We start from the raw sequence: 25,597 nt of genomic DNA, 5'->3' as shown, positions 1-25,597 counted from the left end.
GGACGGGTTCTCGCCCAATGTGCAGGACATCCTGAACAACTTCGAATTTCGAAACCAGATTCCGCGCCTGTCCAAGGCCGATGCCCTGGGTACGTTGATTGAGAAGCTGACGTCCCAGGACGTGAACCTGAGTCCTCATCCCGTCCTGAACAATGACGGGTCAGTTCGCCAGCCCGGCCTGGACAACCATGCCATGGGCACGATCTTCGAGGAGCTGGTGCGCAAGTTCAACGAGGAGAACAACGAAGAGGCCGGAGAGCACTGGACCCCCCGCGACGCCGTGAAACTCTCGGCCCTGCTGATCCTCCTGCCCATTGCCGACCAGATCGAATCCGGCACCTATCTGCTCTACGATGGAACCTGCGGCACGGGCGGGATGCTCACCGTGGGCGAGGAAACCCTGCACGAACTGGCGAGCCGGCACGGCAAGCAGGTCTCCACTCACCTCTATGGCCAGGAGATCAACGCCGAGACCTACGCCATCTGCAAGGCCGACCTGCTGCTCAAGGGCGAGGGCGAGGCGGCGGACAACATTGTGGGCGGGCCGGAGCACTCCACCCTGTCCAACGACGCCTTCCCCTCCCGCGAGTTCGACTTTATGCTCTCCAATCCGCCCTATGGAAAAAGCTGGAAGACCGACCTGGAGCGGATGGGCGGCAAGAAGGACATGCATGATCCGCGTTTCATCATCGAGCATGGCGGAGATCCGGAGTATTCCCTGATCACCCGTTCCAGCGACGGCCAGTTGCTCTTTCTGGTCAACATGCTCAGCAAGATGAAGCGCTCCACCAAGCTGGGCAGCCGCATCGCCGAGGTCCACAACGGCTCTTCGTTGTTCACCGGGGACGCGGGCCAGGGCGAGAGCAACATCCGCCGCTGGATCATCGAGAACGACTGGCTGGAGGCCATCGTCGCCCTGCCCCTGAACATGTTCTACAACACCGGCATCGCCACCTACATCTGGGTGCTGTCCAACCGCAAGCCGGAGCACAGAAAGGGCAAGGTCCAGCTTATCGACGCCACGAACTGGTATCAGCCCCTGCGCAAGAACCTGGGCAAGAAGAACTGCGAGCTGTCCGAGGCGGACATCACCCGCATCTGCGATACCTTCCTGGCCTTTGAGGAAACCGAGCAGTCCAAGATTTTTGAGAACAAGGACTTCGGCTACTGGAAGGTCACGGTGGAGCGGCCCTTGCGTCTGGCGGTGAATCTGGGCGAGCAGCGCCTGCGGGAGTTCCGTCTGGCCTGCGCCGAAGCTGGTGAGGATGTGCTTGCGGATCTTGTGGACAAAGCTGCCCAGGACTTCGGCCCCGGTCCGCACCTGGACTACAACCTGTTCACCAAGCGCATCGCCAAGCTGGCCGAAGCCATGGGCGTGAAGCTGACCGCCAGGGTCAAGAAGCTGCTCCAAAACACCCTGGCCCAGCGCGATGAAAAGGCCAAGGAGGTCATCGCCAGGATCCACAAGCCGGAGAAGGCCGAGCCCGCGCCCCTGCAAGGCCTCTTTCCGGTCAAGCGCAACGGCAAGGGCGTGATCGTGGAATACGAGCCGGATAGCGAGTTGCGGGACACGGAGCAAATCCCGCTCCTGGAACAGGGCGGTATAGAGGCATTCCTGCAACGCGAAGTCCTGCCCCACGCCCCTGACGCCTGGTACGTCCCGGACAGCGTCAAGATCGGCTACTTCTACAAGCCCCAACCCCTGCGCACCCTGGAGGAAATCCGAGCCGACATCCTGGCTCTGGAGAAGGAAACTGGAGGATTGCTTGAGGAGATAGTCGGAGGTGGGCGCTGATGTCCACGCAACGTTATTCGGTCACGCCCCATCCCATCGAGACGCTGCTCATCTGGGTCAAATCTGGTGAAATCGCCATTCCAGAAATCCAGCGCCCTTTTGTCTGGGAAGCAACCAAGGTCCGCAATCTGCTGGATTCCCTATACCGCGGATATCCGGTCGGCTACCTCATCTCCTGGCGCAACCCCACAGTTAAACTCAAGGACGGCTCTCCATCAGCAGGGAAACGCATCCTGATCGACGGTCAGCAGCGCGTAACGGCGCTCATGGCAGCCATGCTCGGCCAGGAGGTTCTGACAAAGGATTATGAGACCGTCCCAATCCGGATCGCCTTTCACCCCTGCGAAGAGCGCTTTGAGGTTCGCAACCCTGTCATTGCCAAGGACAGCGCATGGATTGACGACGTTACTGCAATCTTCGGCCCGGATGCCGACCTGATTGAACTGACGGAGCAGTATGTCGAGCGCAATCCCGGATTAGATCGCAAAACCATCGGCAAGGTTTTGCAAAAAGTCGGCAAGATTATCAACAACCATGTGGGACTGATCGAGCTGGCGGAAGACCTGGATATCGAGACGGTCACGGAAATTTTTATTCGAGTGAACTCCGCTGGCACGGAACTTTCCCAGGCCGACTTCGCCATGTCCAAGATCGCCGTCAACGAGACGTTTGGCGGGAACATGCTTCGCAAGGCCATCGACTACTTCTGCCACCTTGCAGTCGCCCCCGAGTTCTTATCGAAAATCAAGAAAGGCGATCCGGCCTTCGTGCAATCCGAGTTTTTCCCCCAGATGCAATGGATCAAGGACGTCAACGACGATCTCTACGACCCCACCTACACGGACATGCTCCGGGTTGCATTTACTTCGGAATTCGGACGGGGGAAACTCCAGGATCTGGTGGCTCTGCTCTCTGGCCGGAATTTCGAAACGCGGGAATACGAAGAGGCCATTGCCGAAGCCTCATTTGCCAAACTCAAGAACGGCATCCTCGCCTTCATCAAAAAGACCCATTTCGACCGTCTGACGATGACACTGCGTTCCATCGGGTTTCTGACGAGTTCGTTGATCCGCAGTCGCAATGCGGTCAATTTCGCCTACATCGTCTATCTCCGTGGACGTTCCGAAGGCATGTCACCTGACGACATCGAGCGTCTGGTCCGTCGCTGGTACGCCATGTCCATCCTGACGGGTCGCTACTCCGGCAACCCGGAAACAGCTTTTGACGTTGATATTCGTCAGATAGCAAGCCAAGGGCTTCAAAAATATGCTGAAGCTGTCATCGAGAACGAACTCCCGGCCACCTTCTGGACCGGGATGCTGCCGCAACTCATGGACACATCTTCAGCCCAAAGCCCATACTTCATTGCTTACCAAGCCGCCCAGGCCCGGCTCGGTGACAAGGGCTTTCTGTCCACGGACATCACGGTTCGGGATCTGTTGCTGAACCGGGGGGACAAACATCACGTCTTTCCACGCAAGCACCTGAAGAAGATGGGGCTCAACCGTGGCCGGTACAACCAGATCGCCAACTTCGTGATTGCTCAGAGCGAGATCAACATCACCATCGGCGACAAGTCGCCTGAAGTCTACTTCGAGCAGATCAAGGAGCAGATCAACGGTGGAAAGCGTCGGTACGGGGGCATCACGGATGAGATGACGCTCCGACAGAACCTTGCCGAAAACTGTGTGCCGCTTTCAATGCTGGATGATGCACAGCCGGATTACGACACGTTCCTGGCCGAACGTCGTCGTCTGATGGGGTTGAGGATCAAGCAGTGGTTTGAGGTGCTGTCATGACTTCCGACCTTAAACCATATCCAAAAATGAAGGATCCCGGTGTTGAATGGATGGGGGAGGTGCCGGAGCATTGGGAGGTAAAACCGACTCTTGGTGTTTTCAGGCCGTCCTGTAAACGTAATACAGGAATGAAAGAAAACACTGTGCTTTCACTCAGCTATGGTCGAATAATTGTTAAACCCCCCGAAAAATTGCACGGGCTTGTACCGGAATCCTTCGAGACATATCAAATCGTTAATCCAGGAGACATCATCCTTCGAACAACAGACCTCCAAAATGACCATAACAGTTTGCGTGTCGGACAAGTCATTACTTGTGGAATAATCACATCTGCTTATCTATGCTTAAAAACTTTAAAAGGTATACTACCTGACTATGGATACCATCTTCTGAATGTATGGGACATAACTAAAGGAATTTACGGTTATGGCTCTGGATTACGCCAGAATCTTGATTTTGTGCATTTCAGGAGAATGCCTGCCCCCATCCCCCCCCTCCCCGAACAAACCGCCATCGTTCGCTACCTCGACTACATGGACCGCCGTATCCGCCGCCTGATCCGGGCGAAGCGGAAGCTGATCACGTTGCTGAACGAGCAGAAGCAGGTCATCATCCACCACGCCGTCACACGCGGCCTTGATCCCAATGTTCCGCTGAAGGATTCAGGCGTTGAGTGGTTAGGCATGGTGCCGGAGCATTGGGAGGTGGTTCGAATAAAACAGGCTACACATATATTAAGGGGGAAATTTACTCATCGGCCGCGGAACGATCCTTCAATGTATGATGGACCATATCCATTCATTCAAACTGGTGAAGTGGCCAGGGCTTTAAAATCTATCACAAAATTCAGACAAACCTTGAACGAGAGAGGTCTGAACGTTAGTAAGATGTTTCCAGCAGGAACACTTGTTATGACCATAGCCGCCAACATTGGCGATGTTGCCGTTCTTGACTTCGAAGCATGCTTTCCTGACAGTATTGTTGGTTTCTTGCCAAAAAATGATGTCGAAAGAGACTACCTTTATTTCATGTTTCGTGCCATGCGACCTGAACTTTTGAAAGAAGCTCCCGTAAATACACAAGGTAACCTCAACATTGACCGGGTTGGATCAAGAAAAATCGTTTTACCTCCCCACATTGAACAAAACCAAATCATTGAGTCGATAGAATCTGCTACCTCCACCCTCGACACCACCATCACCCGCGCCCAACGCGAAATCGACCTGCTCACCGAGTACCGTACCCGGCTGATTGCCGACGTGGTCACGGGCAAGGTTGATGTGCGGGAGGTTGCGGCGGGGTTGCCGGAGGTTGATCCGTTGGCCGTGGTGGATGAGGTGGAGGAAGCGCTGAACGAGGTTGACGAGGAATTGCTGGATGACGGAGATGCTGTTGAAGCGGAGGTAGAGCCATGACCACCGACACATCCGAACGTGGTCTGGAGCGGTTGATCTGCGCGGCCTTGACCGGACAGCCGTGCGATCCACCCAGGGCCGGGACCGTGGGTGAACCGTTGGGGAGCTACGGTGAGGCGGGATGGATTTGCGGCAATGCCCATGACTACGACCGGGAATATTGCGTGGACCTAGTCCAACTGGCCGCTTTTTTACGCGCCAGCCAGCCCGAGATTGCCGAGTCTCTGGATCTGGATACGGAAGGGCCAGTCCGGCGAAGGTTCCTGGCCCGGCTGCAAGGGGAGATCAGCAAGCGCGGGGTGATCGATGTCTTGCGACACGGGATCCGGCACGGAGCCCATGATCTGGACCTGTTCTATGGAACGCCCTCTGCGGACAATCCCAAGGCCAGGAAGCGCTTTGGCCTGAACCGCTTCACCGTGACTCGGCAGTTGCGCTACAGCCGGGATGAGAGCCAGTTGGCCCTGGACCTGGTTCTGTTCGTCAACGGCCTGCCGGTTTTCACCTTTGAACTGAAGAACAGTCTGACCAAGCAGACCGTGGACGACGCCATCTGGCAGTACAAGAAGGATCGCAACCCCAAAGAGAAGTTGTTCGAGTTCGGACGCTGCGCGGCCCATTTTGCCGTTGACGATCAGGAGGTCCGCTTCTGCACCCATCTTAAGGGCAAGGCTTCCTGGTTTCTGCCCTTCAACAAGGGCTGGAACGACGGGGCGGGCAACCCTCCTAATCCGAATGGGCTGAAGACCGACTATCTATGGCGGGAGGTTCTGACCAGGGAGAGCCTGACCAATATCCTGGAGAACTACGCCCAACTGGTGGTCCAGAAGAACGAGAAGACCGGGCGCAAGAAGAGCACGCAAATCTGGCCGCGCTATCACCAACTGGACGCGGTGCGCAAACTCCTGGCCCATGCCGCCAGGCACGGCGCGGGACTGCGCTACCTGATCCAGCATTCAGCGGGCAGCGGCAAGTCCAATTCCATCGCTTGGCTGGTGCATCAGTTGATCGGCCTCCTCCGGGACGGACAGTTGGTGTTCGACTCGGTCATCGTGGTCACGGACCGGCGCATTCTGGACAAGCAGCTCCGGAACACCATCAAACAGTATGTCCAGGTGGGGGCGACCATCGGGGCCGTCACCGGGGACACGGGCAGCAAGACCAAGCAGCTTACCGAATTCCTGGTTGCCGGAAAGAAGATCATCATCTGTACGGTGCAGACTTTTCCCTTTGTCCTGGCCGCCATCGGCAACGAGCATCGCGGACGCCGTTTTGCCGTGATCATCGACGAGGCCCATTCCAGCCAAGGCGGACGGGCCAGCGCGGCCATGTCTCAGGCCCTTTCCGAAGCCGGGGCCGAGGGCGAAGAGGAAACCTTCGAGGATCAGATCAACCGGATCATGGAGTCGCGCAAGCTGCTGCCCAACGCGAGCTACTTCGCCTTCACGGCCACGCCCAAGAACAAGACCCTGGAAATTTTCGGCACCCCGGATCCCCAGCCCGACGGCACCACCAAATACCACGCCTTTCATACCTACTCCATGAAACAGGCCATCCAGGAGGGCTACATCCTGGACGTACTGGCCCATTACATCCCGGTGCAAAGCTATTACAAGTTGACCAAGGTCGTGGAGGACGACCCGGAATTCGACGCCAAAAAAGCCCAGAAAAAGCTGCGCCGCTATGTCGAGGAGCACGACTACGCCATCCGGCTCAAGGCCGAGATCATGATCGACCATTTCCACGACCAGGTGCTGGCCCAGAACAAGATCGGCGGCAAGGCCCGGTCCATGGTCGTCACGGGCGGCATCCAGCGGGCTATCCAGTATTACCACGCCTTCCGCGCCTACCTGAAGGAGCGCAAGAGCGCATATCAGCCCATTGTCGCTTTTTCCGGGGAGCACGAATTTGCCGGCCAGAACGTCACCGAGGCCTCTCTGAACGGCTTCCCCTCCAACGCGATCCCGGAAAAAATCCAGGAAGATCCGTACCGCTTCCTGATCTGCGCGGACAAGTACCAAAGTAAGCGTCAGAACGCCTACATCTTTTCCTGCCAAGTCATGCGGACTATGAAGGGACAGAATTTCCAGCAGTCAATTCTTCAAGTTTTTGAGGTGTAAGATTTTGTGGGAGTAGCTGTCTGATTTCAGTGTTGGTTTTGGCTTGGGGCAGGGAGGTGAAGACGTGCAGGAGGTAGAGGTAGGGATTGAGCCCGTTGGCTTTTGCGGTTTCGATGAGGGAATAGATGGTCGCACTGGCATGTGCACCTGTAGGGGATCCGGCGAAGAGCCAATTTTTTCTGCCTACGGCAAAGGGCCGGATGGCGTTTTCCGCAAGGTTGTTGTCAGGCCGCAGGCGTCCGTCTTCGAGGAAAACCACGACGCGACTCCACTGGCCGAGGGCGTAAGTAATGGCTTTCCCCAGCAGGCCTTTGGGCGGGGTAGTCAGGACCCGTTCATCCAGGATGGCCTTGATTTTATCCATGATCGGCTTGGTGTGCTCCTGACGCAAGGCCTTGATCTGATCCGGGTTCAACTTGTCTATCCGGGCCTGCTTTTCGATCTTATAGATCTTGCCGATCAGGTTGATGATCGTGACAGCGGTTCCATTTTTGTTTTTGGCTCCTGCCTTGATCACGTCCATGAACTTGCTGCGCACGTGGAACATGCAGCCAACATGAATGATGCCGGGTCTGGCCCCCACGGCATTGTAGCCGGCGTAGCCGTCGGTCTGCAGATAGCCTTTGAAGTCACCCAGGATGTACTCGGCGACTTTTCCGCCTCGACTTGGGTCATAGTGAAAGGTGACAATTGGGCTTCCCGGCGGCCCTCCCCTGGCCACCCACATGAAGGATTTGGCGGTGTTTTCCCGTTCCGGTTCGCGCAACACCTGCACGGTGGTCTCGTCCATGTTAAGGATGTCGCCATATCGGAGCTCTTCGATCATCATGTCCATAAGCACCTTGCAGGCATTCGCGGCAAGGATCATCCATCCCGACATGGTAGCTCTGGAAATCGCCGCGCCGATCCGGGCGAATATTTGTTCCTGGCGATACAGAGGCAGGCCGTCCACGAATTTGTTCACGCAGATGTAGGCCAACAGCCCTGCGGTGACGATGCCCTGATTGATGATCTGCGGGGGCATGGGAGCTATTTTTACGGTGGGACCGTCGTCTTCGACTCCTTCACAGGCCGGGCAGGCGTATTTGAGTCGGATATGACGGATGACCTGGATTTTCTGGGGGATGACGTCCAGCTTTTCACTGACCTCTTCACCGATCTTTTTCAGGGCACAGCCGCAGGGGCAGATTTTCGCATCATCAGCAATGTCGTGAACCCGGTCGAGCCGAGGCAAGTCAGGGGAGAGAGGACGGCGCCCTCTTTTTCTGCGGGTATGCGCATCGACCGTTTCCAATTCTTCAGCAGCTGAGCTTTCCTCGGCCTGCTTTTCGAGTTCCAATGCGACCAGCTCCGCTTCATTGAACAAGCTGAGCTGGCCCTGTCTGTTGCGGAGTTTGGCTTTTTCGGATTTGAATTGGTAATGCAGCGATTTGAGCAGGCGGACTTGCTCCTCGAGTTGGGAGATGTAGGAGTCCTTGTCCGCGATGATGGCCTTGAGTGAATCAAGGTTATCTGGCAATGAAACTGCGTCCATGGCCTAGATAAATAGATAAAATCTCTATAAATGTCAATAAATTTATGCTAACTATTATATAATTCAGAAATTAGCTTAAATTTGAATATTTCAGCTCTGGATGGCCAGAAATCTGCTTCAGATCGAGTCCGTCCAGCAGCCATTGAAGTTGGCGAGGTTCCATCTCCAGGACGTCTTGTTCGGAATTGGGCCAGTGGAAACGGTGCATCTCCAGTCGTTTCTGCCAGAGACAAAACCCGTTGCGGTCCCAATACAAGATTTTGATGATGGTTCTGGACTGATTGCAAAAAACGAAGAGATGCCCGGAGAAGACGTCTCGCTCCAAGTGGTCTGCCACTATTAGCGAGAGGCCGTTGATGGACTTGCGCATGTCCGTCGCTCCCAGGACCAGGTTGACCGTGGTTGCCGATCCCAGAAGCGTCATCGGAGCTGCTCCAAGGTGCGAACAAGCTTTTCCAGTACTGGCACGCTAAAGTCTCCGCAGATCTCCACCGTGAAGCGATGACCAAGGTGGACACGCAAAGCCCCCTCATCTTGCCGAGGGCTGGGCGGGACGAGGTGCTGCCGTGGGACGGGAACGATGACAGGAGGCAAAGAAGGCTGTCGGTCACGTTCGAACCGGCGCTTCCAATATCCCAGTGATTTGATGGAAACGCAGTTCTGACGACAGTACTCCGCCTGAGAAAAACCGCTTGCCCGCCACTTGGCTACATGCTCGCGCCAGAAATTGGCCTTCTCGGGATCTGACCTACGATTGCTGATTGCCATTTGATTCCTCCTCAAAGGTTGATGAGAAGAATCCTATGGCAGAAATGGAGGCATGCTGTAAGAAGTAGCTGTTTTGACGCTTACGTACCAAACCGGCTACGACGAGCCGCTGCTGCACACCATGTACGCGGACAAAACCCTCTCCGGAATCAAGGCCGTGCAGACCTTCTCCCGGCTGAACCGCTCCCATCCGCAAAAGCACGACACCTGCATCCTGGACTTCGTCAACGACCTGGACTCGATCCAGAAGTCCTTCGAGCCCTTTTACCGGGCCACTATCCTGGCCGACTCCACGGATCCCAACCGACTCCACGACCTCCAGGCCGACCTGGACAACGCCCAGGTCTATACCCAGATCCAGGTGGACGACTTCACGGCCCTCTATCTGGGCGGAGCCGAGCGAGACCGGCTGGACCCGATCCTGGACGCCTGCGTGGCCATCTACTTGAGCGAACTGGACGAGGACGGGCAGGTGGACTTCAAGGGCAAGGCCAAGGGCTTTCTGCGGGCCTACGGGTTCCTATCCTCAGTGCTGCCCTACACCAATGCCGAGTGGGAGAAACGTTCCATCTTCCTGAACTTCCTGGTCCCCAAACTCCCCGCGCCCAAGGAGGAAGACCTGTCCAAAGGCATCCTTGAAGCCATCGACATGGACAGCTACCGGGTTGAAAAAAAGGCCATGCAAAAGATCATCCTGCCGGACCAGGACGCGGAGATCGAGCCCGTACCGACCACGGGTGGAGGGCATAAGCCGGAACCTGAATTGGACCGACTCACCAACATCCTCAAAGTCTTCAACGAGCACTTCGGCGATATCCCATGGCAGGACGCGGACCGGGTCCGCAAGCTGATCACCGAAACCATCCCGGAAAAGGTGGCCGAGGACGCAGCCTTTCGTAACGCTCAGCAAAACTCGGACAAGGAAAACGCCCGCATCGAACACGACAAGGCCCTGCTCCGGGTCATGACCGCATTGATCAAGGACGATACCGAGATGTTCAAGCAGTTCATGGACAACGAAAGCTTCCGGCGCTGGGTGACGGATACGGTGTTCAGACTGACGTACGAGGAAGAGCAGGCAAAGGTGGCGTGAAGGATATTTGCCGCAATGGCCAAGTAAACTCGCGTCCTCTTAAATCGTCACCTCCTCTACGTCGCCTGCACCAGAGCACGGGAATACCCCTGGCTTCTGCCGGTGTTGGAGTTTTTGGATGATATGAGAGAGAAGGGGATCAGGAATTGACGCAGCATGACTTTGTCATGTTCACAATGAGGATTCATAACAGGACCAACCCATGCCAATATTCAAATTAGTCAACGCTGAAGACAACATTGATCGAGCAATTTTGGTCCCGGCCACCAAAACCAATTTGGAACTGGAAAAACACCTCGAAAGCTGGCTTGAGCGCAGTCCTTCGGCTGTAGCCCAAGAACAGCTCATCATTATTGGGCGACAAGCAAATGCTAGCACAGTAGAGTGTGGGATGCTTTTTCCTGATCTTCTTGGTCTAGATAAAGATGGCAATCTGGTAATAATTGAATTAAAAAAAGGAAGGACTTCAAGAGAAGTTGTTGCTCAATTGCTTGAGTATGCTGCTTGGGCAAATGATTTATCAAATGATAAAATTTATGAAATTGCAGACAACTACATGAATAGAAATCTCGGTGAAGCAAGATTAGAAAGGTTGTTCTTGGATACTTTTGAGACGGATGAGTTTCCTACATTGAATCAAAGGCTGCGTTTATTCGTGGCCGCTGAAGATATCTCGCCAAGCATATCAAAAGTTTCGCGTTTCTTGAGGCAGGTATACGGTGTAGATATCAACTGTGTTCAATTTCACATATTTCAAACGGAATCTGGTGAGATACTCGTTAATTCTGAACATATTGTTGGCTTGGAAGATCTTGTTTCACGAACACCAGATCCTGCACTGACAAGATGGACAGGACCTAAAACAGTAAAACAGATTGTGTGGGAGTGCGTCAAAGAGTTTACAAAAGGAGAAACAAGTAAGACATTCACCCCGAAAGATATCATTGATTTAATTCACAAAACTATACCAGAAATCAAGAGAAGCACTATACGTTGCCAAATAATTTCTGATAGCGTCAATCATCCATCCAGGCATCATTACCCCAGTGGAGTAGATCGATACCTGAGGCTAGATAAAGGGGAATACAGATTGTATGACCCAGGAAATGACGAGAATGAATTGCAATAAGTTACTGACAAATCAAGAAAGCGCGTCATCTTCAAAAGATCATAATGATGCTCGGAACTTCTGATCCCCACTGCACCACCCGATAAACAGCGGTAGGTTGCGTCGGATGCCTAGGGCTGAAAGCGTACCTATCCGGGCCTGGACACCGAAAAGAGCAGCGAAGGCCGCGAAGTCATCAAACCATTTGTTGGTCGGGCTGAAGGAGTGAACCAGCATGACTGCCGCCCTGGCCGAAAACTGTTCGGCGATGAGCAGGGCCGAGACCGTGCGGTGAAGCAGCTGATAGCGAATATTGCCGAGGACTGGTTCCCTGAGATCCAGCGATTCCGTTAGGAATTGCAGGCGGATGTTAACGCCTCTGGAGTTCTCGGCGCGTTTCTGCTCAACTGTCGGGCCGAAATTTTCATCCACCTTCCCCTCCACGGCGATGGCCACAAGCCCCTCTTTGCCCCGCGCCAGGACCAGCAGGTCGGTCTGCGACTCCCTCCTCCCGCCAGGCAATGCCACTTGGTATTCCGGGATGGCGATGAACATGGACAAGCCCTGCAGGATGGGATTGGCGGTCGTGGCGAGGGTGGCCGCCACTTCGGGCGGGAAGCCTTGAGCTGCCTCCCATGACCGGGCCAGAGTCATAGCGGAACACCCTGCCTTCCAGTGAAGGTCCGGTTGGGCGAGAAGGCGTTTCCAGTCCTCGAATGATTGGGTTGGAATGTAGATTCGATTGGCCAAAGAGATCTCCTTGTCTATCTGGAAAGTTTCATCCCAACTTCCTGATCACGCTCGTCACTACACCCCAGCTTCACCCCGAAGGATCATCACAAAAATATTCGCACCATCCCAGCAGCTTGACCTAACATGTTGGTCCAGAGAATTCCAGAGATCGAGCAATGACCCTTCCGGCGTGGCGTCATACGCAAGGAAGCAGCCATAATCATAATCCCAGGCAGGATGACTCGGCTTCTCGGGAACGAAAGGCAATCCCCTGTAGAAGAAGGTTTGATAAATCCCGTCGGCCAGACCCTTCTCCACGTTGCCTCCTGAAAAGTATTTTCCCTCAAAAACGATCTTGAAAGGGCTGGGTGGCCGCAAGGCAAAATCAGGACAACTCTGTACAACGCTACCGCGACCCGGCTTCTTCCAGCGTTCGATAATCTGCTGCGTACCGACCCCGACCACTTTTGAAAAAGGATGCACCTCGGATCGTGCCGGGGTTCCGCTTGCTATACCCGGCAAGCTCCTGAAGGACTCGGAAAGCAGGGACTGCCTGGCATTCTCGGTACTCATTCGACAATGGCCAGTCAGGTACTCATGCAGTGCGGGCATGATGAAATTGTTCAGGAAGGCAGCTTCAGGAAAGTTCATGTGCCGATTGGCATTCAACTCCTTGGCACCATTCACGATCGCTGTCACCTGCTGCGCCATCTCAACTGGGTGCGGCAATCGTTTGTTGAGATAGGACTCCAGCTTGGCCAAAAACTCAAGGGCAGATTCCTTCGACATCGGTCAATCCTTAATCCATTTCATTCTCGGTTTCAGATGAATCCCCACACCAAGTTTTGGTCCCCCCAAGATTCTCCACATACCGAGCCCAGGTCTCATCCCTGAATTCCTCGGACATGTCGCCATAAATCCACCCGAACAGGTTCCCCATATTCGCGTGGGTCTTCACAACATGGACAGACCCGTAGAGCGTCCCGGCCACGGCGGCATCCCAGCCCCGCATAAACGCCTGACGACGACCTGGGTCCGGTGGCTTGCGCCGATCCACCCGATCATCACTCCGATCCCCGTCTGTTATTTTTGGGGGCAAGTCCACTGGATACAGGGCCGTCTGGATACCCTGCTCGAGACAATACCACTCCAGGTCAGGATTTCCGAAAGCACAAACAGCCACGCCCTGAGCCGATGCCGGGCTGAAGTCACGCCTGAATAATGCCATGCCCACCTGTACCTGACCGATCACGGTTCGGTTCAGCTTTCGCTTCGCCTCAAGCACGTGAACATGCTGCCCCTGCACGGCGGCGGCGATGTCGTCACGTCTATATGAACTCTGGGCGCGGACATGAGTCTCACCGCCAGGGATCAGCAAGCCATCAAGCCGCCTCGGGCCGCACTGCTCGTCACCCTGGCCAACCTCGACTTCCAGGAACAGCAGGCCAGGGTTGGCCCTCAGATATTGGGCAATGAGGCGGTCTTCAGAAGTTCTGGGATTCCACATGGGTGTGCTCCGGATCAAAAAGGATAAAGCAGCAGTCTGAGGAACGCTTGGTGAGGCGTCCAGGCTGGGCTGGTCGATATCCGACTGGATGATAGGACATGGTGCAACTCCTAGACTAACCGATAGCCGGAAGCGGCTGCGGGAACAAGTTTGTCTTTCATGCACTCCTCGAGCAGACCTTCGCCTACGCAGTGGATAGAAAAGCACTTCCGTCACGAAACAGACGCCAGTCCTTCCGGGATGGGCCGATTTCTCTTTTGGCTGGTGACCATCCTCCGAGGCGCGAGGTTGCCCTGTGCGGGCATCAACCTACTGCTGGCTGGGTTCAGTGTGCCCCTGGAACGGGATGGACGAGTGGCGGCGTTTGGGATCGGGGCGAGCGTGGTGGGTATGGGGGGGTCGCATTGTGTGGTGGCATGCCGGGCCCATACCAAGTGACCGTAACAGCCTCGGCACTGGCGTGGGCGGTCTGGAGGCCAAGGGCGGCTGGGGTAAATCAGAACAGGAAATCTCGGGGAAAGAGTATTGCGGATACCGAGAGCTTGTAAAACCCCTGCCCCTATCGATCAAGAATCGCGGGACAGAAGCGGGACAGATTACATATTGCACGAAAAAAGGGTTAGGCCATATTGACCTAACCCTTTGATTTTCTTGGTGGAGCTGAGCGGGATCGAACCGCTGACCTCTTGAATGCCATTCAAGCGCTCTCCCAGCTGAGCTACAGCCCCGTGCGAAGAAGTGGAATTTATCCGAATTTGCGAAGATGTCAAGCGGGAAACACTTGATGGAGAAAAAAAATTATCGGATCAATTTAGAGGCGATTTCCGCCACGTGTCGCCCTTGGAATCTGGCGCCTTCGAGTTCATTTTCGCTGGGCATGCGTTCGCCCTTGGGGCCGACGATGGTGGAGATGCCGTAGGGCGATCCGCCGGTGATTTCGTCCATTCGCGTCTGTCCCTTGAACGAGTACGGCAGTCCTACGGTGATCATGCCCATATGCATCAGAAAGGGGATGAAGGTCAGGATCGTGGTTTCCTGGCCGCCGTGCTGGGTGGCTGAACTGGTGAAGACGCTGCCTACCTTGCCGACCAGTTTGTCCTCGGCCCAGAGCCCCACGGTGGCATCCAGAAACTGGCGCATCTGGCCGCACATGTTGCCGTACCTTGTCGGCGTGCCGAAGAAGATGGCGTCGGCTTCGGCCAGATCATTCACGGTGCAGACCGGAACTTCCTGCAGTTTCTTCTGAGCCTCCGTAGCGCCCATTTTCGCCAGAATGTCGTCGGACAGGGTTTCCGGGACGCGGCGAAAATCGACCTCGGCGCCAGGGACCTGACGGACTCCCTCAAGAATGCCCTGGGCCAAGGCGTGGATGTGGCCGTACATGGAATAGTAGACGATCAATGCTTTCATGGTCTGCTCCTTCGTTTAGGATTTGATTCAGGTTCCCAAGACGGAATTCCCGCGACACGGACGTAATCAAGGAAGATGATTCAGAGTATCGATCCGAAGTCAAGAAACATAAGCCGATCAACATCAATGTAAACATCGGCGTAACTATTCGGTTCATCCGGAGGGTGGCCATTCACCTGCACTGGATTCCGGCTTTCGCCGGAATGACTTATCGTGGCAAGCTGCATCTATACAGTCATACCGGCGAACGCCGGTATCCAGATCTTTTTCGCGGATTTGCTGAATAGATACACATCGGCGCCCAAAGAATTCCCGCGCAAACAGGCTCACGTCTGTTTTGCCATCGATGACTGCAGAAAGACGATCCGCGCCAGGCTTTCCAGTTCCTCGGCCAGGGAAAGGGCCTCGTTCAGGTCGCGACCCCAGCAGACCAGGCCGTGCTTCTCCATGAACAATGCCGGGTAGGCCATGGCTGCCCTGCCCACCTGTTTGGCCAACTCATCGCATCCCGGGTTGAGAGGAGGGAGGCGGATCATTTTTCGGGACCAGACATCAGCTTCGAACAGGGGAAGATCGAGCATCTCGCCCTTGGTTCTGATCATGCTCAAGGCCAGCAGATACGGCGGATGGACGTGCAGGATTGCGTGGGCCTTGGGCTGAAATGCATAGACGGCCCGGTGCAGGGCGGCTTCCGTTGACGGTTGACCGGGTCCGAGCAGGTTTCCCGAGGCAAGATGAACCCGGGCCAGGTCGCCGGGCCGCAGACGACCCTTGGCGCAGCCGGAAACCGTAACGACCATGGCATCGCCTTGGCGAATGCTGATGTTTCCGTTGAGTCCGGCCATCAATCCCCTTTCCCAGGCCTGCCGCCCCACCCCCTTGATCAGCTGCCCCTCCCGAGCGCTGATTCGCGGCCCCCAGGGAGTGCCGTAGGGGGTGTCTTGGCCAGGAAGGTCTGAACGGTTTTTTTCCAGAACCGGCTTGATGTCCACGACAGGAGTACCGTCCAGGGCCTCAAGGGGAAAAACCTCCAGACTGCCCTTTTCCGGTTCGACCCGTATGACCCGGACCTGGTGCAGTCCGACGGGGTTTGGCCGGTTTGGCGAACGCAGCGCAAAGACCCCGGTGAGCGGATTGTCAGGATTGTTGCGGGCCCTGGCCTGCAACGTGTCGCGCCGGGCTTGATGCAGCCAGGTGATAATTAAGACTTCCATTCCAGGGTCAAGCCCGTCAAGGGCGGATGCATACTCGGAAGCCACGACGATCCGAGCTGCCGGTCCGCCGTCCAGTCCCTGCTTGGGACAGTCTGCAAGGGTTTTCAGGGGAGAATGCACAAAGCCGATGGGCGTGAGCGTGATATTCATGTCTTCGAATGATGAATGACTTTTTTCAGATCAATGCCGTACTTGCGCATCCGATTGAGCACGGTGACGCGGTTTATGCCGAGAATTCGAGCCGCTTCGGACTTGTTGCCTCCGGACTGGCGCAGTGCCTGGATCAACCGGGACTTTTGATCGTCTTCCTGGGATGGGCTTTTCACGGGGGTGGCGGCCTGAGGTTCCGGCGTCTGGAAATTTGCGGGCAGGTGCTCCGGCTCGATGTGCCCGGAATCAGCCAGCACGAAGGCATATTCCAGACTGCTCTTCAGCTCGCGCACATTTCCGGGCCATGAATAGTCCATGAACATGCGCAAGGTTCGCGGGCTGAGGCCCTTGATGTTCTTTTCGCTCTTGCAGCGCAATCGCTGGACGAAAAAATCCGCCAGGAGGGGGATGTCCTCCTGACGCTCCCGCAGTGCCGGCAGGCGGATGGGGATGACGTTGATCCGGTAGAAAAGGTCTTCGCGAAATTCTCCGGAATAGATGAGTTCGGGAAGTATTTTGTTGGTGGCCGTGATGATCCGCACGTCAACGGAAAGCTGCCGGTTTTCGCCGACCCGCTCGAAGGTCTTGGTTTCCAGCACCCGCAGCAGCTTGACCTGAACGGACATTGGCAAATCGCCGATCTCATCCAGGAAAATGTCCCCGCCGTGCGCCGCCTCGAAACGTCCTTTGCGGTGCCGGAAGGCTCCGGTGAACGCGCCCTTGACGTGCCCAAACAGCTCGCTCTCCAACAGGGCCTCGTTCAAGGCCGCGCAGTTGAACTGCACAAAAGGCTCTTCGGAGCGCGGTCCAAGGTCGTGGATTGCTCTGGCCACCAACTCCTTGCCCGTACCCGACTCGCCGCAAATAAAGACCGGCGCGTCGCTCTGGGCGGCCTTTTCGATCAGCTTGAAAATCTTGTGCATTTTGGCGGATCGCCCCACCATGCCATGAAAAATGGTATTGTCATCCAGAAGGCGCGACAGCTGCTGCAGTTCCGTTTCCTTGCGATCCAGTTCGGTAATGTCGGTCAGGGTTTCCACGGCGCCCAAAGGAGTTCCGTCGTCCGCGAAAAGCACGGATGCCGTTTTCAGGATGGTGACATACGTACCGTCCTTGCGCATCACGTTGCATTTCCTGCGGACAAACTTCCCCCTCTCGAAAAGCTTGCACCATGCGCTCTGGGCGTCTGAACGAATCCGCAGGCAGGCATCGCAATTAAAAATTGTACAGGACGAATCCACAAGTTCTTCACGGGAATAGCCGGTTATGTCCTCCAAGGCCTTGTTGACCAAGCGAATGGTTCCGTTTGTGTCCACCAGCAACAGCCCTTCCTGCATGACATCCACGATTTTGCTCCAATGCGCATCAAAAGGGAAAAATTTCGTGTCTTGGCTGTCCAGACAGTCTCCATCATCCCCATATGTTCGTAATTGCATGAATACTCCAAGGTTTCGGGCAAAAATTCGTGACCATGAAGCCGGCGGCGAGAACGCTTGCGAGGCGCAAACAAGGCGAGCCGGATTCAGGCGAATAATTGAACTGAGTGTTGAAAGTCCTTATCCACATTCTGCTGAAAAAACCCCAAGTGCACGGAGCAAAAAAGCTACCTGAACACGTCCCGTGTCCGGACCCTTCGGGCTGTGGCTTTGCCGTATTTTCGATTTGCCGGGCTGGCAATCCAATCTAGGGCAAAGCGTATTCAACCATACGCGAAAGTTGAACTTTTTGCGGTGAGGCAACTATTGGGAATTTTCAACGGACTGTTAACATGTGTGATAAACGTATGCGACATGATTAATCACCTGTCAATCCAGAACACGTCAAAGAGCCTCGCCACCGCGACTCCCAAAAAATATTATCCAATAAATAAGCATAGATAAAGTTCTCAGCGAACATGGCATGTATTCTGCTTAGATAATGTAAAAGCAACGTATGAAATGCATCATCCCGCAACCAATCCAGCAACACATAAACAAAGGAGCGGACCAATGAAAAGGCAGACACTGATGGGAATCGCAACGGCCGTCATTTTGGCTTCATATGTCGGCATTTCCGTGGCCAGCGAATTCGGCAACGCCCGCAAGGGACGTTTTCTTTACCGCCAAAACTGTCGCCCCTGCCATATGGAAAATCCGGTAGGTGAAATTCCTGCACAATATCTCGGCCCGGATTCCAAAACACAGGCCGAATGGAAGCAGGTCTTCGAAAACTACACTGAACTGCCCTGTGCCGGACATTGGGGAGATTTGTCAGACCAGGACCGTATGGACATTTTGCAGTATGTTCACGACGGCGCCCAGGATTCTCCGACCCCTGCCAAGTGCGGCTAAGGGCTTCGGCAACCGAATCTTCAACATTCCACAGCTAATGGGTCTTTAAGTAACTGCTCCAAAAGGTCGGGCGCGGCTGAACTCCCTTGTCCCTGGATTCCCGCCTTCGCGGGAATGACTCCAATAGGTACGTTTTACCAAGCGCGTCATCCCCGCAAAGGGGGGCATCCAGGCCATGTGCATCCAGGCCATGCTTGTTGCAGGTTTTTGAGCAGTTACGTCTTTGACGGCCACCGAACCATGAACGACTCCGGGCTTGCCCGCACCACCTTGATGTAATTGCGGGCAAGCCGGGCAGGGAGCCAGGTATGGAAAACACGAAAACAATCTCGAGACGGGGTTTTTTGCAGGCGTCGGCCGCGGCCGTAACCGCGGCGGCCGGCGTTCTCGTCTTGAAGGGCCTTGTATCCACCGGACACGCCATGGGCCCTGTCCCTCAACAGGGCGAGATCAGCGATCACTTCACGGCCTGCGACATGTGCTTCAATCGCTGTGGCATGATCGCCCGGGTCCGCAACGGGCGAGTGATCAAGTTGGATCCCAATCCCAAATTCCTGAAATCAAGAGGCATGCTCTGCGCCCGCGGCAATGCCGCCACGGCCCACATCTATGATCCGGATCGCCTGAAGACCCCCCTGCTGCGCAAAGGCGCCCGTGGCGAAGGCAAATGGCAGCGAATCACCTGGGAACAGGCCCTGGATCACACCGCGGAACAGTTCGAGCGCATTGCCGAAAAGTACACGCGCAGCGGAATCATGTTCTCTCCGGGCTCGGACATGCAGTCCCAGTTCATGATCCGTTTTGCCGAGGTCTTCGGTTCCTACAACATCACCTCCCACGAAACCCTCTGCCTGCTGAGCAACCACCGGGCTTACCTGGACACCTTCGGCGAAACGCCCTACCCGGACGTGCTGTACACCAGGTACATCATCATCGCCGGCGCCAACCCTTACGAGGCCATCATCACCCCGGACACCACCGACCTGATGGAAGCCCGCAAGAACGGCTGCAAGATGGTAGTGCTGGATCCGCGCTACACCAAGACCGCGGCCCTGGCCGACGAATGGTATCCCATCCGTCCGGGAACGGACATGGCCTTTTTCCTGGCCCTGGCCCACGTGATCATTCACGAGCGGCTTTACGATCCGGAATACGCGGAAGAAATGCTTTTCGGCCTGGAAGAATTCCGTGCCCACACGCGCAAGTACAGCCCGGAATGGGCTGCCGGGGAAACCGGCATCCCGGCCGAGGACATTCGGCGCATTGCCAGGGAAATCGCTGCCGCCGCCCCGACGGCCATGGTCTATACCGGCCGGCGCACTTCGGATTACGAGGATTCCACGCAGATTCGGCGCTCCATGGCCCTTGTCAACGCCCTGCTGGCAAACTGGGACCGGCCCGGCGGAATCCTGGCCGCCCGTGAAGTCGGCGTGCGCGCCCCGTATTTCGACATCCCCTGGTACGACGACAATCCGGACGACCGCATCGACCACGGCATGGCTCCCGGTCTGATCCACCACGAAGGCTCCTTCAAGCTGATGCGCGACGCGATCATCAAGGAGCAGCCCTACCCGATCCGCGGCTGGTTCACCTTCAAGACCAACTTCATGCAGACCGCGGCCAATCGCAACAAGACCATCGAGATGCTCGACCATCTTGATTTCATCGTCAACGCGGACATCGCCATGACCGACACCGCCTGGTACTCGGACCTGGTCCTGCCCTCTCCCAGTTTCCTGGAGCGCAACGATCCGGTCTCCGCCCTGCAAGGCTCCTCGGCCTGTGCCTGTGCCATCTGGCGGGATGCCGTGGTCCCCGCGATGTACGAGTCCCGGGACATGCTCTGGATCTGCACGGAGCTTTCCAAGCGGCTCGGCTTTCCGGAAACCTTCGATTTCACCTTGGACGAATACCGGACCTGGCAGTTGGAAAGCATTCCCGAAGCGGCCCAGGCCATCAGGGAAGACGGCGTCTACTACAACCCGAGCAAGGTCTACGGCATCTACTTTGACGTGCCCTTGAAGACCCAGGCCCAGAAGATTGAACTCTTCAACCAGCGATACGTGAACATGGGACTGGATCCCATGCCGGTATACAAGGCGCCCCGCCGGGAACAGGGCAAGTTCCGGCTCGTGGTCGGGCGCACGGCCTTCTTCACCCACAGCAACACCAACAACGCCCTGCTCATCGAATTCAAGGATGAAAACACTCTCTGGATGCATCCCCGCGCCGCGGACGGCCTCGGGCTCAAGGACGGCGAGCGGGTGTTCGTGACCAGCGACGCCGGGCGCGTGCAACTGGCTCTGCGGATCTTTGAAGGCATTGAAGAGCAAACCGTCTACATGGCCACGGGATTCGGCGCGCTCTCGCCCGGACAGCGTCTGGTCCACAAACGCGGCGCCAGCATCGCCGAAGTCCTGGAGGACCACGCGGATCACATCTCCGGCAACATGGCCATGCATGAAACCCTTGTCACCGTCAGCAGGAGGTTGAGCTGATGAAAAAATACGCCATGGTGGTCGACTCGTCGGTCTGCATCGACTGCAAGGGATGCATGGTCTCCTGCAAGGTCCAGAACAACGTTCCCAACGGGTACTGGCGCAACTGGATCAAGCACACGACTCCCGACTTTTCCAGGGGCAAGCTCACTCGAACCCACTTCCAGCCCGGCGGATGCATGCAGTGCGATGTCCCCACCTGCGTTCAGGCCTGCCCCAGCGGAGCCACGTTCAAGGATCCTCAAACCGGGATTGTTCATGTCAATGAAGCGATGTGTATCGGTTGCGGCAAATGCATCAGGTCCTGCCCCTACGACGCCCGTTTCCGTGATCCGGTCAAACGCGTACCCGTTAAATGCGACTTCTGCTTCAGCGCCGGACGTCTGGCCCGGGGCCTGGTCCCGGCCTGCGTGGATACCTGCCCGACCAAGGCCCGGGTCTTCGGTGATCTGAACGATCCGGAAAGCGAAGTTTCCAGGCTGTTGCGGGACAAGCCCACGGTTCGGGTGACCAGCCGAAACATCGATACCCAGCCCAACATGTACTATCTCACGGCCACCGAACCGGCCGACTGGCCTGCTGATGTGCAGTTTCCGGCGGCATACGCCTCCATGGCTTCGCTGATCAACCCGGTGGTCAAGGTCGCGGTGGGTCTCTCCGCTCTGGGCGTGGCCGCCATGTGGGCCAAACAGGCCTTTGCGCCCGATCCCGATGAGACCGATCATGAACCGTCAGCAACCGAACAGGATCGAGGTGCGCCATGAGAGAACAGATGATCCATCGACACACCAAGTTGTCCATTTTCATGCATTGGTTCAATGCCTTTTGCTGGATCGCCCTGCTCCTGACCGGCCTGGGCCTGATCAGCAACACCCAGCTCAACCCCCTGGGCGCGTGGTGGCCGAACCTGATGCGCACCATCTTCGGCAGCGGAGAAAATCTTTTGGCCGTGCATCAATACCTGGGCATGATTTGGGCCGGAGCCTTTCTGCTGTACGTTCTGCTCAAGCCACAGGAAACCATTGCCTTTTTGAAAGAGATCTTCCGCATGTCTCCCTCCAGCGACGCAACCTGGCTGATGAAGATGAACCTGAAAATGACCATGGGCAAGAAAGGGCTGCAGCGCTTCGGCATGACTCCGGACATGCCTCCCCAGGGGTTCTACAACGTCGGCCAGAAGCTGTTCGCCCAGGCAACGGTCATTGGCGGGATTGTCATCGTGGCCACGGGCATGGTCATGTTCTTTTCCACGATCTTCTTGAACAATCCCGACTTGGCGGCCTGGTCCAGGGCCATCCATTATCTGACCGTCGGTTTGGTCTTTGCCGGCTTGCTGGTGCACATCTTCATGGCCGCCATCGCCAAGGAAGAGAAACCTGCCTTCAAGTCCATGTTCACCGGCGAAGTGCCGGCGGAATACGCAAAACACCATCATCCCTTGTGGTATGCAACCGTGACCGAGAAGCAGGAGAAAGTTTGAGTTGCGAACTGCGGTATTTCAAACACTTCAGAACAGAAAATTGCTGGTTGCACAACCATCTTACCCATAGGAGCGGAAACATGCGCAAATATTTTATCCCGATCCAGATGCTTGTCGCGGCGTTGCTGATGGCCTTGCTGGCCGGATGCGCCGGACACCACGGAACGCAAGCCCGGACATTTCAGCTCGATCCGGCCCAGGTTCCGGAACCCTATCACACCCTGGTAGACATCGAGTTCGTCAAGCCGCTGGTCTTCGAGGCCATGCTCCGCACCGAGCCTTCGCAGGACTTCATGATCATCGACTCCCGGCCCAAGCAGCCCCGTTACGACGTGGGCCACATCCCCACGGCAGTCAGTCTGCCGGACAGCCAGTTCGAGCGCCTAGCCGCCGAGGTCCTGCCGGCCAACAGGAACGCCCAGCTCGTCTTCTACTGCGGCGGCCTGCACTGTCCTTTGAGCCACCAGTCCGCCTGGAAGGCCGAGGCCATGGGCTACACCAACGTGGCCGTCTACCCGGCCGGAGACCCGGAGTGGATCGAAAAAGGCTACAAGGTCTGGACCGCGCGAGACGTGCGCAGCCCGCTGCCGCAACTGGACCCTGCCCAGGTGCCCAACCCGTTTCACACTCTGGTCACCCTTGAGGAAGTCAGGCCGTTCGTGTCCAGAGGCGTCCTCCTGGCCAATCCCCCCACCAACGTGATGATCATCGACTCCCGTCCCAAGCAGCCCCGCTACGACCAGGGCCACATCCCCACGGCCGTCAGCCTGCCGGACAGCCAGTTTGAGCGCATGGCCGCCGAAGTCCTGCCCGCGGACAAAAGCACCAAGCTGATCTTCTACTGCGGCGGTCTGCACTGCCCCTTGAGCCATCAGTCCGCCTGGAAGGCCGAGGCCATGGGCTATACCAACGTCGCGGTCTACCCAGCCGGCGATCCGGAATGGGTGGAGCGGGGATACATTGTGTGGACCGCTGACGGCGCGCGTCAAGGCCAGGCCCAGGCGCCGGCCCAGCCCAAGGCCGAAGCCCCTGCCGGCGCACTGAAGACCGGCAGCGCGGAAGGGACCGTGGACAACGACTACTTCGTCCAGTTGATGCGCGAGAATCCGGACAGCATTCAGCTCATCGACGTCCGTTCCCCGGCTGAGTTCGCCGCCGGGCACATTCCTGAAGCCAAAAACATGACCGTGGACATGCTGGAAGACAACATCGCGAGCTTTTCCACAGCGGAAAAGCCCATCGTCTTCATCTGCTCCACCGGGGCTCGCAGCGGGGAGGCGTACTATCTGTTCATGGAAATGCGTCCGGATCTGCAGGAAGTGTACTATGTGGACGCCAATGTCAGCTACACCAGTGCCGGCGAGTTCACCATCAATTAAGGTTCAGCCGCTCCAAGGCTGAAGACAATACACAAGGCCGTCCGATCCCGAAGCGGGGCATGGACGGCCTTGTTTGCTTCGGGCGCACGGTTCGCTCCGGGCGAAACGCCGGTTCCACCCCTTTCAAGCAAGCGAGGACGAAAATGAACAGACGACTCGATCAACGCGCTAGAATTTTCTCGGTTCTGTTGACCTTGCTGTTGTTGCCGGCTTTGGCCGCCGCGGTTCCTGCCCCGCCTGAGCGAGACTCCGCGGAGGAGGCTTCGCCCCTGTTTGCCCAGGCCCGCGGCAGTGCGGAGCGGGACGGCTACACCCTGATCACCACCCCGGCCTTGAAACGGATCCTTGATGAAAACCCGAACGTCCTCCTGGTGGACGTGCGCTTTGCCTACGAGTTCGCTGCCGGTCACATGCCGGAGGCCGTCAGCCTGCCTGTTGACTTGCGCGACCGGGGCGACCTGTCCCCGGAGCGCCGCCGGGCCATGGTGGATACGTTCGGGCCGGACAAGGAGCGGACCATCGTCCTGTACTGCCGCGACTTCCGCTGACTGCTCAGCGAGATTGCCGCCGCCTGGGCCGTGCGCCTGGGATACGCCAACGTCATCCGCTACCCTGCCGGGTACATTGCCTGGAAGGAACATTACCCGGACCTGCAGGTCTGCGATGTTCAAAACCAGCGTCTCCAGCCGGGCCAATTCTTCCCGCCCTGCCTGCTCACGGCTTCGGACAGACGGGAGGATTTCGCCTATCTGGGGCTGGATCAGCAGGCCGCGAACTTCTTCCTGGCCGATGTTCCCGCGGAATACGTGCTGCTCAAGTACTACAGCGAACACTGCTCGCAATGCGTTCAGGAAGCCGAACTGTACAACCGGTTGTTCTCCATGATCCAGGATGCTCCGATGCTGCGCGAACGGCTGAAACTGATCGGCCTCGGCGTAGGGGACAGCCAGCGCAGCGTTTTGCGCTTCAAAAGGGCGCATAACGTATCCTACCCGCTTCTTTCCGATGAACGCCGAATTCTGTTCAATTCCGTGGGCGGCGGCGAAATCCCGCTGATCTATCTGGTGCGAATCCTGCCGGATTCACGGATTCAGGTCGTTTATTACCGCGAAGGACATATTGAGGATTTGGAATCCTTTTTTGATCTGCTGAACAAGATGACCCACCGCGACTGAGAAGCCGCAGTCAGAGTCCGCGGCATTTCAAATCTGCCTTGATTCTCACTCTTGGACCGGATCAAGACATTTTTTCTCAGCAACCGCCCA

Annotated in this window: 22 protein-coding genes and 1 tRNA gene; 12 read left to right on the top strand and 11 right to left on the bottom strand. The window is 56.5% G+C overall.

Annotation, left to right across the window (positions count from 1 at the left end):
* Window positions 1-19: 19 nt before the first annotated feature.
* From ACYQ15_RS18780 to ACYQ15_RS18765, 4 genes are read left to right on the top strand one after another with little or no spacing between them, the layout of a single operon-like run.
* Complete coding sequence (locus tag ACYQ15_RS18780; RefSeq protein ID WP_459939020.1) at window positions 20-1,795, top strand: HsdM family class I SAM-dependent methyltransferase; 1,776 nt, start codon at window positions 20-22, stop codon at window positions 1,793-1,795.
* On the top strand, window positions 1,795-3,594 hold the full coding sequence (locus ACYQ15_RS18775) for a GmrSD restriction endonuclease domain-containing protein (protein WP_459939019.1): 1,800 nt from the start codon (window positions 1,795-1,797) through the stop codon (window positions 3,592-3,594). The genes ACYQ15_RS18780 and ACYQ15_RS18775 overlap by 1 nt, the downstream gene beginning before the upstream one ends.
* Complete coding sequence (locus ACYQ15_RS18770) at window positions 3,591-5,009, top strand: restriction endonuclease subunit S (RefSeq protein WP_459939018.1); 1,419 nt, start codon at window positions 3,591-3,593, stop codon at window positions 5,007-5,009. The genes ACYQ15_RS18775 and ACYQ15_RS18770 overlap by 4 nt, the downstream gene beginning before the upstream one ends.
* Complete coding sequence (locus ACYQ15_RS18765; protein WP_459939017.1) at window positions 5,006-7,129, top strand: type I restriction endonuclease subunit R; 2,124 nt, start codon at window positions 5,006-5,008, stop codon at window positions 7,127-7,129. The genes ACYQ15_RS18770 and ACYQ15_RS18765 overlap by 4 nt, the downstream gene beginning before the upstream one ends.
* Here the strand turns inward: ACYQ15_RS18765 and tnpC are convergent.
* The 3 genes from tnpC to tnpA form a co-directional block, all read right to left on the bottom strand.
* Window positions 7,077-8,663, bottom strand: a complete 1,587-nt coding sequence (gene tnpC, locus ACYQ15_RS18760) for an IS66 family transposase (protein WP_459936962.1) — start codon at window positions 8,661-8,663, stop codon at window positions 7,077-7,079. The genes ACYQ15_RS18765 and tnpC overlap by 53 nt on opposite strands.
* Before the next feature lie 70 nt (window positions 8,664-8,733).
* Window positions 8,734-9,087 carry an IS66 family insertion sequence element accessory protein TnpB gene (gene tnpB / locus ACYQ15_RS18755; protein WP_459935681.1) on the bottom strand — a complete coding sequence of 118 codons (354 nt, stop codon included), beginning with the start codon at window positions 9,085-9,087 and terminating at the stop codon, window positions 8,734-8,736.
* A complete protein-coding gene (gene tnpA, locus ACYQ15_RS18750) occupies window positions 9,084-9,431 on the bottom strand; it encodes an IS66 family insertion sequence element accessory protein TnpA (RefSeq protein WP_459935682.1) in 348 nt (115 codons plus the stop codon). The genes tnpB and tnpA overlap by 4 nt, the downstream gene beginning before the upstream one ends.
* 73 nt (window positions 9,432-9,504) lie before the next feature.
* Here tnpA and ACYQ15_RS18745 point away from each other — a divergent pair, with 73 nt between their 5' ends.
* Window positions 9,505-10,524 (top strand): type I restriction enzyme subunit R domain-containing protein, encoded by a 1,020-nt coding sequence (locus ACYQ15_RS18745; RefSeq protein ID WP_459939016.1) that lies wholly within the window; start codon window positions 9,505-9,507, stop codon window positions 10,522-10,524.
* Window positions 10,525-10,726: 202 nt separating this feature from the next.
* Complete coding sequence (locus ACYQ15_RS18740; RefSeq protein ID WP_459939015.1) at window positions 10,727-11,653, top strand: DUF7669 domain-containing protein; 927 nt, start codon at window positions 10,727-10,729, stop codon at window positions 11,651-11,653.
* A 39-nt stretch (window positions 11,654-11,692) separates the two neighbouring features.
* Here the strand turns inward: ACYQ15_RS18740 and ACYQ15_RS18735 are convergent, their stop codons facing one another.
* The 8 genes from ACYQ15_RS18735 to ACYQ15_RS18700 all read right to left on the bottom strand — a co-directional run bounded on the left by ACYQ15_RS18735 (window position 11,693) and on the right by ACYQ15_RS18700 (window position 17,982).
* Entirely contained in the window at window positions 11,693-12,382 is a 690-nt protein-coding gene (locus tag ACYQ15_RS18735; protein ID WP_459939014.1) for a DUF6946 family protein, read from the bottom strand.
* A 57-nt stretch (window positions 12,383-12,439) separates the two neighbouring features.
* Window positions 12,440-13,153: a hypothetical protein gene (locus tag ACYQ15_RS18730; RefSeq protein WP_459939013.1), complete on the bottom strand. Its 714-nt coding sequence runs from the start codon at window positions 13,151-13,153 to the stop codon at window positions 12,440-12,442.
* Window positions 13,154-13,163: 10 nt separating this feature from the next.
* Window positions 13,164-13,871 carry a hypothetical protein gene (locus ACYQ15_RS18725; protein ID WP_459939012.1) on the bottom strand — a complete coding sequence of 236 codons (708 nt, stop codon included), beginning with the start codon at window positions 13,869-13,871 and terminating at the stop codon, window positions 13,164-13,166.
* Entirely contained in the window at window positions 13,849-13,971 is a 123-nt protein-coding gene (locus tag ACYQ15_RS18720; RefSeq protein ID WP_459939011.1) for a hypothetical protein, read from the bottom strand. Before ACYQ15_RS18720 ends, ACYQ15_RS18725 begins: the two co-directional genes overlap by 23 nt.
* A gap of 552 nt (window positions 13,972-14,523) precedes the next feature.
* Window positions 14,524-14,599 (bottom strand) — tRNA-Ala (locus ACYQ15_RS18715).
* Window positions 14,600-14,669: 70 nt separating this feature from the next.
* Window positions 14,670-15,281, bottom strand: coding sequence for an NAD(P)H:quinone oxidoreductase (gene wrbA, locus ACYQ15_RS18710; protein WP_459939010.1), 612 nt, complete (start codon window positions 15,279-15,281; stop codon window positions 14,670-14,672).
* A gap of 326 nt (window positions 15,282-15,607) precedes the next feature.
* Window positions 15,608-16,645, bottom strand: coding sequence for a tRNA (N6-threonylcarbamoyladenosine(37)-N6)-methyltransferase TrmO (gene tsaA, locus ACYQ15_RS18705; protein ID WP_459939009.1), 1,038 nt, complete (start codon window positions 16,643-16,645; stop codon window positions 15,608-15,610).
* Window positions 16,642-17,982, bottom strand: a complete 1,341-nt coding sequence (locus ACYQ15_RS18700; protein WP_459939621.1) for a sigma-54 interaction domain-containing protein — start codon at window positions 17,980-17,982, stop codon at window positions 16,642-16,644. Before ACYQ15_RS18700 ends, tsaA begins: the two co-directional genes overlap by 4 nt.
* 651 nt (window positions 17,983-18,633) lie before the next feature.
* Between ACYQ15_RS18700 and ACYQ15_RS18695 the strand changes: the two genes are divergently transcribed.
* The 6 genes from ACYQ15_RS18695 (at window position 18,634) to ACYQ15_RS18670 (ending at window position 25,507) form a co-directional block, all read left to right on the top strand.
* Window positions 18,634-18,975, top strand: coding sequence for a c-type cytochrome (locus ACYQ15_RS18695; protein ID WP_459939008.1), 342 nt, complete (start codon window positions 18,634-18,636; stop codon window positions 18,973-18,975).
* 308 nt (window positions 18,976-19,283) lie between these two features.
* Complete coding sequence (locus ACYQ15_RS18690) at window positions 19,284-21,473, top strand: molybdopterin-containing oxidoreductase family protein (protein WP_459939007.1); 2,190 nt, start codon at window positions 19,284-19,286, stop codon at window positions 21,471-21,473.
* On the top strand, window positions 21,473-22,237 hold the full coding sequence (locus ACYQ15_RS18685) for a 4Fe-4S dicluster domain-containing protein (protein ID WP_459939006.1): 765 nt from the start codon (window positions 21,473-21,475) through the stop codon (window positions 22,235-22,237). The genes ACYQ15_RS18690 and ACYQ15_RS18685 overlap by 1 nt, the downstream gene beginning before the upstream one ends.
* An 8-nt stretch (window positions 22,238-22,245) precedes the next feature.
* Window positions 22,246-22,953, top strand: coding sequence for a formate dehydrogenase subunit gamma (locus ACYQ15_RS18680; protein WP_459939005.1), 708 nt, complete (start codon window positions 22,246-22,248; stop codon window positions 22,951-22,953).
* Window positions 22,954-23,033: 80 nt separating this feature from the next.
* Window positions 23,034-24,332 carry a rhodanese-like domain-containing protein gene (locus tag ACYQ15_RS18675; protein WP_459939004.1) on the top strand — a complete coding sequence of 433 codons (1,299 nt, stop codon included), beginning with the start codon at window positions 23,034-23,036 and terminating at the stop codon, window positions 24,330-24,332.
* 143 nt (window positions 24,333-24,475) lie between these two features.
* Window positions 24,476-25,507: a rhodanese-like domain-containing protein gene (locus tag ACYQ15_RS18670; protein WP_459939003.1), complete on the top strand. Its 1,032-nt coding sequence runs from the start codon at window positions 24,476-24,478 to the stop codon at window positions 25,505-25,507.
* Window positions 25,508-25,597 lie beyond the last annotated feature (90 nt).

This window comes from Desulfonatronum parangueonense (assembly GCF_054656975.1).
Note: the sequence above shows the minus strand (reverse complement) of the source record. Positions and strands in the feature narration are given on the sequence as shown.